We start from the raw sequence: 14,445 nt of genomic DNA on the forward strand, positions 1-14,445 counted from the left end.
AATCGTCGAAAGAAGACATATTGTGAGACATACCCACATCGCTGGTAAGTGGAAACAACAAAAAACTTTTTTTACAAGGGAGGGAAGCGAAGCGACCCATGGCAGCGCCATTGTCTATTGGGTGGGTCCTTTGCGATACAAGATGATTTATGCAGCAATCTTAGCTGGCGGAAAAGGAACAAGAATGGGGAATGTCGATCGTCCTAAACAATTCCTGTCAATCGGAGAACGTCCGATCCTCGTGCATACCGTGGAAAAATTTCTGTTACACGAAGATTTTGATCAAATCATCATTGTGACTCCAACGGCGTGGATCAACTATACACGCGATATCTTGGAGAAATACATTGGGACCGATGAGCGGATCGTCATCACGGCAGGCGGAAGTGACCGCAACGAGTCCATCATGGCAGCTATCAACTGGATTGAAAATAAAAACGGTTTGTCAGACGAGGATGTCATCGTCACACATGATGCAGTCCGTCCGTTCTTGACACACCGGATCATTAAAGAAAACATTTCGACAGCACTCGAATACGGAGCGTGTGACACCGTCATCTCAGCCATTGATACGATTGTCGCTTCGACGGACGGAAAAACGATTTCCGATATTCCGGTCCGTGATCAAATGTATCAGGGACAAACGCCGCAAAGTTTCCAAATTACGAAACTGAAAAATCATTACGAAGCATTATCAACCGATGAGCGGGCAATTTTGACAGACGCATGTAAGATTCTCTTGCTTAAAGGTGAAGCGGTCGCTCTCGTCACAGGTGAATTGTTCAACATTAAAGTAACGACACCGTACGATCTCCGCATCGCTAATGCTATTCTGAAGGAGCGGATTCACCAATGATTAACCAAGTCTATCAACTCGTGGCACCACGCCAAATCGAGGTGACGTATGACGAACGGTCACTCAATTCAGACCGGGTCGTCGTTCGTCCGACTTTCCTATCGATTTGTCACGCGGATCAACGTTACTTCACGGGTAGCCGCAGTGCTGAAGTGTTAGCGAAAAAGTTACCGATGGCGATGATTCATGAAGGCATCGGTAAAGTAGTGCATGATCCGTCAGGCACGTTTAAGATCGGTACGTTGGTCGCGATGGTTCCGAACACACCGTCGGAAACGGATGACATTATCGGAGAAAACTACTTGCGGACAAGCCGTTTCCGCTCGAGCGGTTATGACGGCTACATGCAGGATTATGTCTTCATCAAACCGGATCGTCTCGTCGAAGTGCCGGCTGATCTCGATCCGGAAGTCGCGGCTTTCACGGAGCTTGTCAGTGTCTCCGTTCATGCCATGACACGCTTCGATCAGATTGCTCACAGCCGCCGTGAAACATTTGGCGTCTGGGGAGATGGAAATCTCGGATTCATCACAGCCTTGATGTTACGTAAATTGTATCCGGAAGCAAAATTGCTCGTTTTCGGAAAAACACAATCGAAGTTGGATTATTTCTCGTTTGCGGATGAAACGTATCATATCGATCAAATTCCGGATGATGTCTCGTTTAATCACGGATTCGAATGTGTGGGTGGAATCGGCAGTCAATATGCGATCAATCAGATGATTGATTACATTATTCCTGAAGGAACGATGGCATTGCTTGGCGTTTCGGAAGAACCGGTCGCCGTCAACACGCGGATGATTCTTGAAAAGGGATTACGTGTCTATGGATCAAGTCGGAGTACACCGGCTGATTTCGCACGGACGTTGGAATTGTATCAGCAGTATCCAGATATTCCAGCTTATTTGTCCAACCTGGTTTCCGGTGTATTCCAGATTCGACAAATCGAAGATATCCATCAAGCATTTGAAAGTGATTTGACGAACCGTTTCGGTAAAACCGTCATGGAATGGTGCATGTAAGAATGAAAGTGGAAAGAGAAGGGATCTTATGAAACAGAAACTGCGTTTGATTCAGCGACGAACGGTCCATTATTTGCTTGTGGTGACGTATTGGATCTCGAAGTTCTTTCCGGTACAGACAAAAAAAGTCGTCTTCGCGACGTATCGTTCGGATAAGCTCGTCGATAACTTCCGCGCTGTTTATGATGAACTTGAAAGTCGTGAACTCGGATTTCAGTATGTGTTTTTATTGAAACGTTTCCCGCAAAATGTAGTGGGACAAACCAAGTACGTCTTCCACATGATGCGTGCGACATACGAACTGGCGACGGCCCGCTACTTCATTATTGATGACTATTATTATCCCGTCTATGTCTCGACGTTACGTAAAGGAACAGAAGTCATCCAGCTGTGGCACGCCTGTGGGGCATTCAAGAAATTTGGTTACAGTGTCCTCGATAAGTCCTATTCGCCGGATGACGATTATTTGAAAATGGTGGATATACACCGGAACTATTCGAAAGTCTATGTTTCGGGAGAGGCTTGCATCGCACCGTTTGCTGAAGCTTTTGGTATGGATTCAACCCGAATTCATCCGTTTGGCGTTCCCCGGACGGATCAGTTGTTAAACCGGGAGCGGCAAGTGCAGATTGAGCATAAACTGTATGATCAGTATCCCGAATGGCGGTCGAAAAAGCTGATTTTACTGGCGCCGACGTTCCGTGGAAATGGACAAACAACTGCGCATTACGATCAGGAACTCGATTTCCAGCAATTTCGTGAACAACTGGGACCGGATCATATTCTATTGTTACGGATGCATCCGTTTGTCTTGAACCGACCGGTCGTGCCGACAGAGTTTTCGAATCAAATCATCGATATGACGGATTATCCGGACATCAATGACTTGATGCAGGTGGCGGATATTTTAGTGACCGATTATTCTTCCGTTATTTTTGAATTTGCTTTACTGAAAAAACCAATCATCTTCCTCGTGAACGATTTGAACTCGTATAAGGAAGAACGTGATTTTTACTTTCCGTACGAATCATTTGTACCGGGACCGATTGTCTCGTCATTCAATGACGTCATTTCCTGGATCAAGGCGAATCAGTTTGAACCCGAACAGATTGAAAAGTTCGCGGGCCGGTTCTTCACATATCAAGATGGACAGGCGACGAAACGGATCGTCAATCATATTTTGACGGGAGCGCTCCCGGATGCATCGATGCGTCCGGAAGAACTGAAGACCGTTTGATTTATTGAATCGAAACAGATGAAACAGAACAGAGGTGGTGGATACTAAATCCGCCACCTTTATTTGTCGTTCAGAATCAGACATCAAAAAAAGCGTCCATCTTTCACGATTCCGTTTGGGGAGGGAATGAAAAGATGAACGCTTTAACTATTATGATGGGGCTTGATTGGCGCGAGCAGGGGTAGCTCGCAGAATGCGCACCGATTTAGAAGTGCGTTAACTTGTCACGTGCAGCCGTTCGTTTTTTCAGTGGTGGAATCAAGGCAGGCCAGCCGAATTGAATGACTCCTGCGACACGTTCGCTTTCTGAAGCACCGATCATTTCAGCATATTCCTCCGTGAACCAATGTTTTCCGCTTTTCCAACAACAGCCTAAACCCAGTTCAGTCGCGAGGAGTTGAACGTTTTGAATCATGGCGGCGGTCGCGAGCAAATCTTCCATCTGCTGATCTTCTGTTCCTTTTACTTCATACAAAACAGTCAAGTAAACGGGGACCTCAGCAAATTTTTGACGCATCATCTGACGCTGTTCATCTGTTTTTTGATCCAATTGCCCCCGCTGGGCAAGCAAACGCATCAATTGATCGACATACCGGACTTGGCTTTCTTCATTCGCAAGGACAAATCGCCAAGGTTCACGCAATTTATGAGTCGGGGCGTAGATGGCAGCCTCGAGAATTTCTTCAATCATTTCATTTGGAATCGGTTGATCGGTATAAGCACGGACGGACCGTCGTTCTAAAATCAGTTGTCGAGCGTTCATATTGATCATCTCCTGACGTAAGTACTCTTAGAATATAATTGATAACGATTATCATTGTCAACGGTTAATTAAAAAAACGCTGGTTTGAATCAGCGTTTTTCAGATGAAGAAGCTATTTTTTTCTTGAGTTGGCGAATCCGGAATAAAGCAAACAAGTAATGTGCAAAATAGAGTGTGAAGCCGAAGAAAACGGCCATCATCACGTTAATCTGTACGCCGGGTACGACTGTCAAATTCACGTACAGGAGCACACCCATCGAGCATGTATAAAGGGCGGCTTCCAGTAATTGCGGCATCATCCGGTTTTTTTTCAGGAAGAACGAACGGATAATCGGCAGGATGACGAAGCTGACGAGCCGATCGAGCAGACCGATGACAAGTATGCTGATGATGATGGACAAAGGTCCGGCGAAGTATAATAAGTTCGGAAATAAGACGTAAGAAACAAGCAATAACGGTCCAATTAACAGGAAGATGGACACGGACGCCCGGAAAAAGATAAATAGACTGTTGATACTGATTAAAAAGGCACGTGTGACCTTTTGAGACCAGGATGAAGGGCGTCCGACTTGCCAGGCAAAACAGCAGGCAAAGATGAACGCATAAAATTGCAGAAAGGCAACCATACAGCATCTCCTTTTAGATATGAAACTCAATGACCCTAGTGTAGCGATTTTAGGAAAGAAGTGCAAAGGCAAACAACTAAAAACCCGTTGACGATGTGCCGTCAACGGGTCCTGGAAAAGTCTTAATCGAGATTCGGTTCTTTTTTTCCATGCATGAAAAGCGACAAAATCAGGGCAACAGCAGATAAGACGGTAGCCACCCAAAAGGCATCCGTGATTCCACTGATTGTGGCTTGTTTCGTCAACTGCGTCATCCAGCTGACAGATGCTGCTTGCGGACTACCGAGCTGTTGTCCAAGCTCATTCAAATGCTGTGAAAGAGTTGGATCAAGTGTCGTAAACTGATTGGCATCATCTGCGAGATGAGCCGTTGTTTGCCGCGTCATGACTGTGACGAGAATCGCTGTCCCGATTGACCCGGCAACCTGGCGCAACGTATTTTGTGTTGCATTCCCATGTGGAATCATCTTCATCGGCAAGGCGTTCATACCGGCGGTCATGATCGGCATCATGATGAAAGCCATTCCGAACGACCGAAGCATATAAATGCCCATAATCGAATTGTAAGAGGTATTCATATCGAGTTGTGTCAATTCCCACGTTCCGTAGGTCATTAACGTCAATCCGAAAATAGCGAGCGGTCGGATGCCGAACCGGTCAAATAGTCGACCGGCAATCGGACCCGTGATTCCCATGATCAATGATCCGGGTAATAACAGGAGACCGGAATCAACCGGTGAGAAACCGCGAATACTTTGCAAGTAAATCGGAAGCAGAAGCATCCCGCCGAACAACGCCATCGTGACGATGATATTGATGAATAGCGTGAACGAAAACTCCGGTACTTTCAACACACGGATATTCAACATCGGATCATCCATTGAAAGTTCGCGAAGGGCGAACGCTGCGATTCCTAAGATACCGATCAGAATCGTGCTGATGACAAGCGGGCTGTCCCACCCGTCATTACCGGCTTCACTGAAGCCGTACAATAGACTTCCAAAACCAATCGTGCTGAAGACAACACCAAGTGCATCGAATTTCGGTTTGGATAAAGGCTGAACGAGTTTAAACCAAGCGACACCCAGTAAGAGTGTCAGAAGACCGAAAAAGGCCATTCCGTAAAACATGACATGCCAATCGTAATTCTGAATGACATAGCCGGTAATCGTCGGACCGATTGCGGGAGCAAGAATCATCGCGATTCCGAGCATGCCCATCGCTGCTCCACGTTTATGCGGCGGAAACAACGTCATGAAGACGTTTGAGCCGAGTGGCATCAAAATACCGGCACCGGCTGCTTGTACGACTCGTCCGATCATCATGACCGGAAAGTTCATCGCCATCGAACAAATGATGGAGCCGAAGAAGAACAATGTCATCGAAACGAGGAACAGTTGACGAAACGTATAACTTCGCATCAAAAAGGCACTGATTGGAATCAAGATACCATTGACGAGCATGAATCCGGTCGTCAACCATTGTGCCGTCGAGGTCGAGACGTTAAAATCATTGATTAAGACAGGTAAAGCGACATTGATCAACGTTTGATTCAAAATCGCGATGAACATCCCGATCAAGAGAACCGTCAAGACTTTTGGAATACTGATATCTGCGGTCGCTAACGGCGTCCGCTCTTGCACTTGCGGTGCAGGCGTTACAGGAACGTTATCGAGATGGTCGGGCACGTCGTCAAGAGGAACATCACCGGCCACGGCTGGACGTGCACGCCGGACAATCAGGTTGACACCGATGATCGTGACAACCATAAAGGCAATGTATCCAAAGAGGAAGGTCGTAGACATAGACGTCCCTCCTTAATCCTTATGAATGCGGACGGTCACATTCATACCAGGTCGAATGTCGAGTGATTTTTCTTGTGAAAGCGAAACTTTTACAGGAATGACTTGCGCAACTTTTGTATAGTTGGCCGTTCCGTTTGAAGACGGCATCATCGAAAATGTTCCAGCCGTCGTCATACCGATTTGTTCGACTTCACCGGATAACGTCGTGTCTGGATAGCTGTCCACGTAAACATCGACGGTTTGTCCGACTTTAACTTCATCGATCTCTGTTTCTTCGACGTTTGCTGTTACCCAAAGCTCATTTAAGTTAAAACCATAAGCAAGTGGTGTTCCTGCACCAACGACGCCGTTTTCTGTCGCCATCGACTGAACGACCGTTGCTTTAGTTGGCATAGAGACAGCCGTGCTGACCGGTTTTTGACCAGCTTGTGCCATCATGACGTGACCTAACGTTGTGTCACTGTCGAGCGTTTGACCTGTTTTTGCTGTCCAGTCCGTCAGTTTACCGGCACCGGGACTTGCGATTGTAATCATTTTTCCGTCGATCTTGGCATTGTCTGTTTTCACATAACTTGTCGCCTGATCGTAGTAGTAATAGCCGATCGCGCCTCCACCGATTAAAACAACCAGTGTCAAAATGTTAATCAATAATACTTTTTTCATGTTCATGATATGAAATGCATCCTTTCTTTCGTGTACTCTGAGTTCCCCAGTCGTAACATAAAAACTACTCCTCTGGGGGAGGAGTAGTTAATATAGTTAATTATATGGAGAAGGAATCAACATACAACCGACAATTTCCGACAAAGTGTTGGAAAAGTCGATGAGAACGGATACAATATCAAAAAAAGGTGGTTCCAGTAGATGAATCCAGGGCAAGATCCACGACCAAAGCGGTCACGTGACCGTATTACAAAAGAATTGTTTCGTTTGCTTGACCATCATCCTTTTTCAACGATCACAGTCAAGATGTTGACGGATGGGGCGGCTGTCAATCGATCGACGTTCTATGCACACTTTACAGATAAATATGATTTGATGAATCAGATTGTAGACGATCATATGCGGCTTCTTGTGGAAGCGATCCGGATTCAAGGAATCACATCACCGGACTATCCATCGCTCGAACGGGTCAGCCGCTATTTCGAACGGCTTTTCATCCATATTGAGCAACATGAACAATTTTACCGGACGATGTTGTTGAATGGTCCGGTAAAAACGTTCATTTCGCGCTTTTTGGATACGTTAAAAGAAAACTATCAACGTGTGTTTGAAGCACATGCCGTCAATGAAACCCAATTGGTTGATCGTGATTTATTATTGAACTACGTGATCGGTGGACAGCTCGGACTATTGATTTCCTGGTTACGAAACGGTCGTCCTTATTCAGCGGCCTATATGGCGGACCAGCTCAGCCGGATGATTGTTTTCGGAACAGTCAAAAGTATCGGTTTTCCGGAACAATCGGCTGGAACAGTAGAAAAGAATACCTAAAAAAGACTGCCCTTTCACCGAGTGACGGGAAAGGGCAGTTATCAGGCTTGTTCGAGTTCCAGTTTTTTGGTGTAATTCGTACTCCGATTCCGTCCGCTGTCTTTCGAATGATACAATGCCTTATCCGCCTGCTGTAAAGCCTCAAGAGACGTATGCGAGCTGCTGGAATGTGCAATACCCAGCGAAATCGTAATCTGTAAGTCAGGGACCGCCGTCGTCGGGAACAGATTTCGTGCGACCGTCGTCCGGGCAAGCTCAGCAATGTTTTTCGCATCGACGAGTGATGTATTCGGGAGAATGATTAAAAATTCTTCGCCCCCGTAACGCCCGACTAAATCATCCGGCCGTGCCAGTGATGCTAATGTCGTACCGAGTTGCCGTAAAACATCGTCTCCGGCATCATGACCGTACGTATCGTTGACGTGCTTAAAGAAATCAATATCAATCAAGACAAGCGAATACCCGTCTTCTGCTGAACCGACAAGGGACAAGGAATCATCCAGCCGGCGCCGGTTAGCGAGGCCCGTCAAGGCATCCGTCATGGCGAGCTTTTGTTGATACTGGATGTTTTCAAAGTGGCGTCGCAACTCTGTCAACAGGTGATAGGTCACAAAACCGGCAATCAGGTTAAAAAATATGTAAGCCAGTGATATTTCGATGAAGGTCGTCCAACTGCTCGTCAATAGATAGATAGCCGGCAACGAATAGAGAATACCGATCCCGATCATCAGTTCGAAGTTCCAGAAGGTCATCCGGATGTAGCGCCGGACGATGGCAATCGTCAGGATGAACAGTGCGATGACGATTGTTGACAGGATGGCAGCATCGATTTGTTCGACAGGCGTCAGGGCAAAACGTGTTGCGATAATCATGGTGCCGGTGACGAGTGCACTAGGTAAGCCGCCGAACATCATGGCAATGACGATGGGGACAATTCGTAAATCAATCCGGGCGACATCGATCTGGATGCTGTTGAACATCAAGAGTACAGAAATCAATCCGGCGATGAAGCCTAACACGAGTCGGATGTTCAGATTCGTGTTCGGTGTAATCCGCGGGTGATTTCGAAAAGGTAGAAACAAAAGAGTGATCGTTGTAAACAGTAGACAAAAATTGATGATGAAATTATTCATGATGGACAACAAATCCTCCCAGCTCCTCGTAAACGCATTTCCAATAAGATAGTTCTAGTATACCCATTTTAATAACGGCAAGAAATGGAAAAATGTTTAGGGAAACATGGCAAGTCGAAAAAAAAGACAAAGTACACAGTCAAGTGAACTTTGTCAGCGAAAAAAATAAATATTTTTTTAAAACAATTTTTAGGAAGAAACAGCCTCTTCATCCATCGTTAAAAGGATCTTATCGAAGACTTGGACCATCGCATGAAGCTCTTCTTCGGTGAGTGTACCAAAACGGTCTTGGAGATATTTCCGGCGGACGATTTCAAGTTCGTGGAAAGCGGCTTCACCTTCGGCCGTCAATGCTAAAACAATCGATCTTCTGTCGTCCGTCGAACGCGTCCGCGTGACGAATCCGGCTTTATACAGACGATCAGTCAAAGCCGTTACCTGACTTGTCGCAAGCTCAAACTGTTCTGCGAGTAGAGTCGGACGTTGGGGACCATTTTCGGACAGGCTGCGCAAAATGAAAAATTCACTCCGCGTCGCGGTTCCTTCAAACAGTCGGTTGAGTTCGCGGCGTAATGTCCGGAGAATGACCCGCATTTGTTCCTCTAATCGATAGGTCAGTTGATCACGTTCTTGTGGCATTCAAGCAACATCCTTTCTCTCGGTTAACTTCTATAATTTAGTGTACTAAAAATTACGGAATTTTACCACGGATAGCGGGAATTTCAAAAAAAGAATTGACAATTTGAAGACGTTTTGTGTAACATGACGAAGTAATAACGAAATTATAACTAACTTAATTAGTTCTCACTCAACCAGTGGGATGGAGGTTGCAGTTCTTATAAGTACAGTCACAGATGTCGTCAAGCGGCAGATGAGGTGACTGAAAAGGAAGAATTGCCGAAATCAATCATCGCTTTGAAGATGATCGATTGGGATTAGATCGAACAGGTCTAATACTGTCACAGGTCAGATCTGACTTGTGGGGAGCTATCTTTCACGACGGTAGAATGGGGCGCATCCTTTTTACTATGTTGCGTTCTCATCTTCCTTCTGGAAGGTGAGGGCGCTTTTTGTTTTTTTTCGATTCAAAAAGTGTCCTCTCAAAAATTTAAAAAAGAGAGAAGCGAATAAGATGAATACTTTACAACCCCAAAGAAAACTCGATTCAACTGAAGAAGGATTAAAACGCGGTCTGCAAGCCCGTCACATGTCGATGATTGCGATTGGCGGAGCCATCGGAACCGGTTTATTCATTGCCTCCGGTGCGTCCGTTGCAGCTGCCGGTCCGGGCGGTGCCCTGTTATCGTATGCGGTCGTCGGATTGATGGTGTACTTTTTAATGACGAGCCTTGGTGAGATGGCCGCTTACATGCCGGTCGCCGGTTCCTTCTCGACCTACGGTGCGAAGTTCGTTGATCCATCGTTTGGTTTTGCACTCGGTTGGAACTACTGGTACAACTGGGCAGTCACGATTGCCGTTGAACTCGTTGCGGCCCAAATCGTCATGACATACTGGTTCCCGGATGTTCCAGGTTTTTATTTCAGTGCCATCTTCTTGTTACTGATGATTGGTTTAAATTACTTCTCCGTTAAAGGATTCGGTGAAGCCGAATACTGGTTCGCGATGATCAAGGTCGTCACAGTCATCATCTTCTTGATTGTCGGAGTCGCGATGATTTTTGGTGTCTTCACATCAGAAGCGCCGGTCGGCTTTAAAAACTTTGCATTAGGTGATGCACCGTTCGTCGGAGGCATTCCAGCCGTTATCGGTATCATCTTGGTCGCCGGTTTCAGCTTCCAGGGAACCGAACTTGTCGGAATCGCGGCAGGCGAATCCGAAGATCCGGAAAAAAACGTCCCGAAAGCTGTTAAACAAGTCTTTTGGCGGATTCTTCTCTTTTATGTATTTGCGATTTTTGTCATCGGCATGTTGATTCCGTATACAAGTCCGAACCTGGTTTCAAACGATATTACCGATGTAGCAGTCAGTCCGTTCACACTTGTTTTTGAAAAAGCCGGTCTCGCGTTCTCGGCAGCATTGATGAACGCCGTCATCCTGACGTCTGTTTTATCAGCCGGGAACTCCGGGATGTACGCATCGACACGGATGCTGTACACATTGGCACGCCAAGGTGACGCGCCGAAAATGTTCGCACAAGTCTCGAAAAACGGTGTTCCCCGTAATGCCTTGCTCGCAACTGGGGCAATCGGCGCACTTTGCTTCCTGACATCGATGTTTGGCGGACAGGTCTACCTCTGGTTGTTGAATGCTTCCGGGATGACCGGTTTCATAGCATGGCTCGGTATCGCGATCAGCCATTACCGTTTCCGTAAAGGATTCCTTGCACAAGGTCATTCACTCAGTGACTTGCCGTACGTTGCACCCGCTTTCCCGTTTGGACCGCTCTTTGCCTTCGGACTTTGTTTCCTTGTCATCGTCGGTCAAAACTATGCCGCATTCCTCGCGGATCAAATTGATTGGGTTGGAATCGCCGCGACATATGTCGGTATTCCGTTATTCCTTGCTTTCTGGTTAGGTCATAAATTTAAAAACCGGACATCGGTCGTTCCTTATTCAGAAATGGAATTCCCGAAACATCCGCGTTCGTAAGGTAAAAGTCGATTCCGTTTCAAACGGAGTCGGCTTTTTTTGATGGATGTTGAAAAAGAAATAATCTAGAAAAGCATATCAAACAGTAAAAAATCGTATAAGATAAAAGAAAAATGGAGGCGACCTCAGTGAACTATTGGTATCACTTTAAACGGGCATTCATCCCGATTGCGATTTTGCTTGTGACGTTAGCCATCTATCAGATGCTGTACCGTATGAATAACATATGGTATTCACTCGGTGGATTGATTTTAGTGTTTGCGGCGATTTATTTTGTCATGCGCCGTCTAAAAGCGAATCCTGAAGAGTGACTGAGCAAGATAGTAGGGTACTGGCGTGGAACGCGTTAAAATAGACCTATACAGAGGAGGGGAAGCTAGATGGCAAAAGCAATATTCGCAGGTGGCTGTTTTTGGTGCATGGTCAAGCCATTTCATAAATATGATGGCGTCGAACAAGTCATTTCCGGTTATACAGGTGGTCATACAGAAAACCCGACTTATAAAGAGGTCTGTTCTGAAACGACAGGACATTTAGAAGCGGTGGAAGTGACGTATGATCCGTCTGTCATTTCATACGATGAGTTACTTGAAATTTTTTGGCGGCAAATCGATCCGACGGACGGCGGCGGACAGTTCAATGACCGTGGTCAATCGTACGAACCGGCAATTTTTTATGTCGATGAAGAACAAAAGCAAGCCGCAGAACGTTCGAAAGCGGCGCTGGACGCCTCTGGACGTTTTTCACGTCCTGTAGCAGTCGACATCCGTCCGGCAAAACCGTTTTGGCCGGCAGAAGAATACCATCAGGATTATTACAAAAAAAATCCGTTCCGTTATCAGATGTACAGTGTCGGATCGGGACGTGCCAAGTTCGTGAAGGAAGCCTGGAAGGATCAGGGCAAAGAACAGGAACTGAAACAACGTCTGACGCCGATTCAGTATAAAGTTACGCAGGAAAACGGGACGGAACCGGCTTTCCGTAATGAATATTGGGATGAGGAACGACCGGGACTTTATGTTGATATCGTCGACGGGACACCGCTCTTTACGTCAAAAGATAAGTTTAACTCGAACTGCGGATGGCCGAGCTTCGCCAAACCGATTTCCGAGGACAAGATGGAAGTGGAACTCGATACGACACACGGCATGACACGGACAGAAGTCCGTTCCGCAAATGCAGACAGTCATCTTGGTCACATCTTTGATGACGGTCCGACCGAGCTTGGTGGTCTCCGCTACTGCATCAATTCGGCAGCACTCCGGTTTATTCCGGTAGAAGAGCTTGATTCGGCAGGATATGGGGAATATAAAAAACACTTCGAATGAAGTCAACAGGCAGGCAGCAAAGCGGATTCGTTTTGCTGTCTTTTTTCTAGAAAAAGGAGGGTTTTGTATGTTTACACAAGTCTATGAAGAAATTCGACAGCTGACCATCGCGAAAGTACTGGATTTTTACGATCATGAAGTCCGTGGACTGGATGAAGCAGCACGGCAAACGAAGTATCAAAAGATGAGTACCAGCCCGTTTCTCTTTTTCCGCGGCAGTTCACATTTGTTTTATTATGATGTGACACGGATTCCGCTCGGATTTGATACGCCCCCTGAGACACCGACCTGGATTCAAGGTGATCTCCATTTCGAAAACTTTGGGGTTCATGGTAATGCCAAGGGTGAAATCATTTATGACGTCAATGACTTTGACGAAGGGTATCTCGGTTCTTATCTGTACGATTTGATTCGGATGGCGGTCTCCGTCCAATTGTTTGCGGAAGAAGCGGGGTATGATGCAGAGCCGGCCATTGCAGCCTACATTCAACATTACTTAGATGACTTACGCCAATATGCCAAAGGGAAAAATCCAAGCAAGGTCTGCTTTACGATCGACAACACGAAAGGTCCGATCCGTAAACTGATTAAAAAAGCAGAGAAAAAGAAGGCGGAATTACTGGGAGAACGGACGACTGTCGTCGATGGACAACGTCAGTTCACTGATTTACCGGATATGAAGCGGCTGGATGCCTCGACTTATGCAGCAATTGAAGCCGTTTGGCCGGAATATATCGCAACGATTGATCCTGAAGATCGGCAAGAGGACGGATTCTATGACATTAAGGATATCGTCTATAAACTCGACAGCGGAACGGCTTCGATCGGTCTTGAACGGTATTATATTTTAGTCGAAGGAAAAGGGGGAGAGCATGAAGACTTGATTCTTGAGATGAAGCAAGCCCAGTCTTCTGTGCCGTCCTTGTTTGTCCCGGTGTATTTGCAGGAGGTTGAGACGGTTCACCAAGGTCGCCGGATTATCACGTCACAAAAGGCCATGCAGGCACATGAGGATCCGTATCTCGGTTATGTGACGATGCAAGAGAAAGAATATTATGTAAGGGAACGCTCTCCATACAAAAAAAAGTTGAAAGCAAAACACATTAAAAGCCAGGATGACCTCGAAAACGTCCTTTCGATTCAAGGTCAAATTACCGCCAAAATCCATGCACGGGCCGACATGGATGCAGGAATTGAGATTGATGTCTTAAACCATCATGCGGACGTCGTCATCATCGAATCGATTGGGGTATCGGATACAGAATTCACCCGTCAAATTCAACGGTGGTCGAGTGCCTATGCAGCACGGACAACGCTTGATTTCCAAGTGTTTTTAAGTTGGTTAGCTACTCGTTAAACACTATTTTCGAAGAGCTTTTTTTTAGACAAAGATTCCTTCTGAATACCAGTTCATACTGGGCTGAGAAGGGATTTTTTCATGCATTTAAAAACATGTAAGCGAAACACAATTTACAAATGGGTCTAATGACCTATATCAATTTATCTGAAAACTTCGTAAATTTTGGATTAAGTAATTGCAAAACATTTTTTGTAATTCGAACTAAACACA

General features: G+C 46.0%; 14 protein-coding genes and 1 riboswitch. Of the genes, 8 read left to right on the forward strand and 6 right to left on the reverse strand.

Annotated features, from left to right (window positions below; translation table 11 throughout):
* Window positions 1-142 precede the first annotated feature (142 nt).
* Genes HNY42_RS02440 through HNY42_RS02450 form a run of 3 tightly spaced genes read left to right on the forward strand, consistent with a single transcriptional unit; the run spans window position 143 to window position 3,115 of the window.
* Window positions 143-856 carry an IspD/TarI family cytidylyltransferase gene (locus HNY42_RS02440; RefSeq protein ID WP_026829555.1) on the forward strand — a complete coding sequence of 238 codons (714 nt, stop codon included), beginning with the start codon at window positions 143-145 and terminating at the stop codon, window positions 854-856.
* Window positions 853-1,878 (forward strand): ribitol-5-phosphate dehydrogenase, encoded by a 1,026-nt coding sequence (locus HNY42_RS02445; RefSeq protein ID WP_131973426.1) that lies wholly within the window; start codon window positions 853-855, stop codon window positions 1,876-1,878. Before HNY42_RS02440 ends, HNY42_RS02445 begins: the two co-directional genes overlap by 4 nt.
* Window positions 1,879-1,906: 28 nt before the next feature.
* A complete protein-coding gene (locus tag HNY42_RS02450; RefSeq protein ID WP_131973425.1) occupies window positions 1,907-3,115 on the forward strand; it encodes a CDP-glycerol glycerophosphotransferase family protein in 1,209 nt (402 codons plus the stop codon).
* Between the two features lie 205 nt (window positions 3,116-3,320).
* On the opposite strand, the gene HNY42_RS02455 is transcribed toward HNY42_RS02450, so the two are convergent.
* From HNY42_RS02455 to HNY42_RS02470, 4 genes are all read right to left on the reverse strand, one after another.
* Complete coding sequence (locus HNY42_RS02455; RefSeq protein ID WP_131503227.1) at window positions 3,321-3,878, reverse strand: nitroreductase family protein; 558 nt, start codon at window positions 3,876-3,878, stop codon at window positions 3,321-3,323.
* An 89-nt stretch (window positions 3,879-3,967) separates the two neighbouring features.
* Entirely contained in the window at window positions 3,968-4,504 is a 537-nt protein-coding gene (locus HNY42_RS02460; protein ID WP_131503228.1) for a hypothetical protein, read from the reverse strand.
* 122 nt (window positions 4,505-4,626) lie between these two features.
* Window positions 4,627-6,309, reverse strand: a complete 1,683-nt coding sequence (locus HNY42_RS02465; protein ID WP_131973424.1) for a DHA2 family efflux MFS transporter permease subunit — start codon at window positions 6,307-6,309, stop codon at window positions 4,627-4,629.
* A 12-nt stretch (window positions 6,310-6,321) separates the two neighbouring features.
* The gene (locus HNY42_RS02470; protein WP_131503230.1) at window positions 6,322-6,978 is read right to left on the reverse strand and encodes an HlyD family secretion protein; all 657 of its coding nucleotides are present in this window, start codon (window positions 6,976-6,978) and stop codon (window positions 6,322-6,324) included.
* A gap of 195 nt (window positions 6,979-7,173) precedes the next feature.
* Here HNY42_RS02470 and HNY42_RS02475 point away from each other — a divergent pair, with 195 nt between their 5' ends.
* A complete protein-coding gene (locus HNY42_RS02475) occupies window positions 7,174-7,803 on the forward strand; it encodes a TetR/AcrR family transcriptional regulator (RefSeq protein ID WP_131503231.1) in 630 nt (209 codons plus the stop codon).
* A 41-nt stretch (window positions 7,804-7,844) separates the two neighbouring features.
* On the opposite strand, the gene HNY42_RS02480 is transcribed toward HNY42_RS02475, so the two are convergent.
* Both HNY42_RS02480 and HNY42_RS02485 read right to left on the reverse strand, forming a co-directional pair.
* Complete coding sequence (locus HNY42_RS02480; protein WP_255508411.1) at window positions 7,845-8,936, reverse strand: GGDEF domain-containing protein; 1,092 nt, start codon at window positions 8,934-8,936, stop codon at window positions 7,845-7,847.
* A gap of 189 nt (window positions 8,937-9,125) precedes the next feature.
* Window positions 9,126-9,575, reverse strand: coding sequence for a MarR family winged helix-turn-helix transcriptional regulator (locus tag HNY42_RS02485; RefSeq protein ID WP_131973423.1), 450 nt, complete (start codon window positions 9,573-9,575; stop codon window positions 9,126-9,128).
* A gap of 174 nt (window positions 9,576-9,749) precedes the next feature.
* A riboswitch (Lysine riboswitch) is annotated at window positions 9,750-9,934 on the forward strand.
* Between the two features lie 134 nt (window positions 9,935-10,068).
* Here HNY42_RS02485 and HNY42_RS02490 point away from each other — a divergent pair.
* From HNY42_RS02490 to HNY42_RS02505, 4 genes are all read left to right on the forward strand, one after another.
* Window positions 10,069-11,547 (forward strand): amino acid permease, encoded by a 1,479-nt coding sequence (locus HNY42_RS02490; protein ID WP_131503234.1) that lies wholly within the window; start codon window positions 10,069-10,071, stop codon window positions 11,545-11,547.
* A gap of 128 nt (window positions 11,548-11,675) precedes the next feature.
* On the forward strand, window positions 11,676-11,858 hold the full coding sequence (locus HNY42_RS02495) for a hypothetical protein (RefSeq protein WP_131503235.1): 183 nt from the start codon (window positions 11,676-11,678) through the stop codon (window positions 11,856-11,858).
* Between the two features lie 69 nt (window positions 11,859-11,927).
* Window positions 11,928-12,875 (forward strand): peptide-methionine (S)-S-oxide reductase MsrA, encoded by a 948-nt coding sequence (gene msrA / locus HNY42_RS02500; protein ID WP_114597185.1) that lies wholly within the window; start codon window positions 11,928-11,930, stop codon window positions 12,873-12,875.
* Between the two features lie 67 nt (window positions 12,876-12,942).
* A complete protein-coding gene (locus HNY42_RS02505) occupies window positions 12,943-14,232 on the forward strand; it encodes a DUF2252 domain-containing protein (RefSeq protein ID WP_131503237.1) in 1,290 nt (429 codons plus the stop codon).
* The last annotated feature ends 213 nt before the right edge of the window (window positions 14,233-14,445 follow it).

Source organism: Exiguobacterium sp. Helios (genome assembly GCF_014524545.1).
In the GTDB taxonomy this organism is placed as follows: domain Bacteria; phylum Bacillota; class Bacilli; order Exiguobacteriales; family Exiguobacteriaceae; genus Exiguobacterium_A.

Bases quoted from the DNA above. Each gene is read 5' to 3' on its own strand.
- HNY42_RS02440 (WP_026829555.1), top strand. From the start codon at position 143: ATGATTTATGCAGCAATCTTAGCTGGCGGAAAAGGAACAAGAATGGGG.
- HNY42_RS02445 (WP_131973426.1), top strand. From the start codon at position 853: ATGATTAACCAAGTCTATCAACTCGTGGCACCACGCCAAATCGAGGTG.
- HNY42_RS02450 (WP_131973425.1), top strand. From the start codon at position 1,907: ATGAAACAGAAACTGCGTTTGATTCAGCGACGAACGGTCCATTATTTG.
- HNY42_RS02455 (WP_131503227.1), bottom strand. From the start codon at position 3,878: ATGAACGCTCGACAACTGATTTTAGAACGACGGTCCGTCCGTGCTTAT.
- HNY42_RS02460 (WP_131503228.1), bottom strand. From the start codon at position 4,504: ATGGTTGCCTTTCTGCAATTTTATGCGTTCATCTTTGCCTGCTGTTTT.
- HNY42_RS02465 (WP_131973424.1), bottom strand. From the start codon at position 6,309: ATGTCTACGACCTTCCTCTTTGGATACATTGCCTTTATGGTTGTCACG.
- HNY42_RS02470 (WP_131503230.1), bottom strand. From the start codon at position 6,978: ATGAACATGAAAAAAGTATTATTGATTAACATTTTGACACTGGTTGTT.
- HNY42_RS02475 (WP_131503231.1), top strand. From the start codon at position 7,174: ATGAATCCAGGGCAAGATCCACGACCAAAGCGGTCACGTGACCGTATT.
- HNY42_RS02480 (WP_255508411.1), bottom strand. From the start codon at position 8,936: ATGAATAATTTCATCATCAATTTTTGTCTACTGTTTACAACGATCACT.
- HNY42_RS02485 (WP_131973423.1), bottom strand. From the start codon at position 9,575: ATGCCACAAGAACGTGATCAACTGACCTATCGATTAGAGGAACAAATG.
- HNY42_RS02490 (WP_131503234.1), top strand. From the start codon at position 10,069: ATGAATACTTTACAACCCCAAAGAAAACTCGATTCAACTGAAGAAGGA.
- msrA (WP_114597185.1), top strand. From the start codon at position 11,928: ATGGCAAAAGCAATATTCGCAGGTGGCTGTTTTTGGTGCATGGTCAAG.
- HNY42_RS02505 (WP_131503237.1), top strand. From the start codon at position 12,943: ATGTTTACACAAGTCTATGAAGAAATTCGACAGCTGACCATCGCGAAA.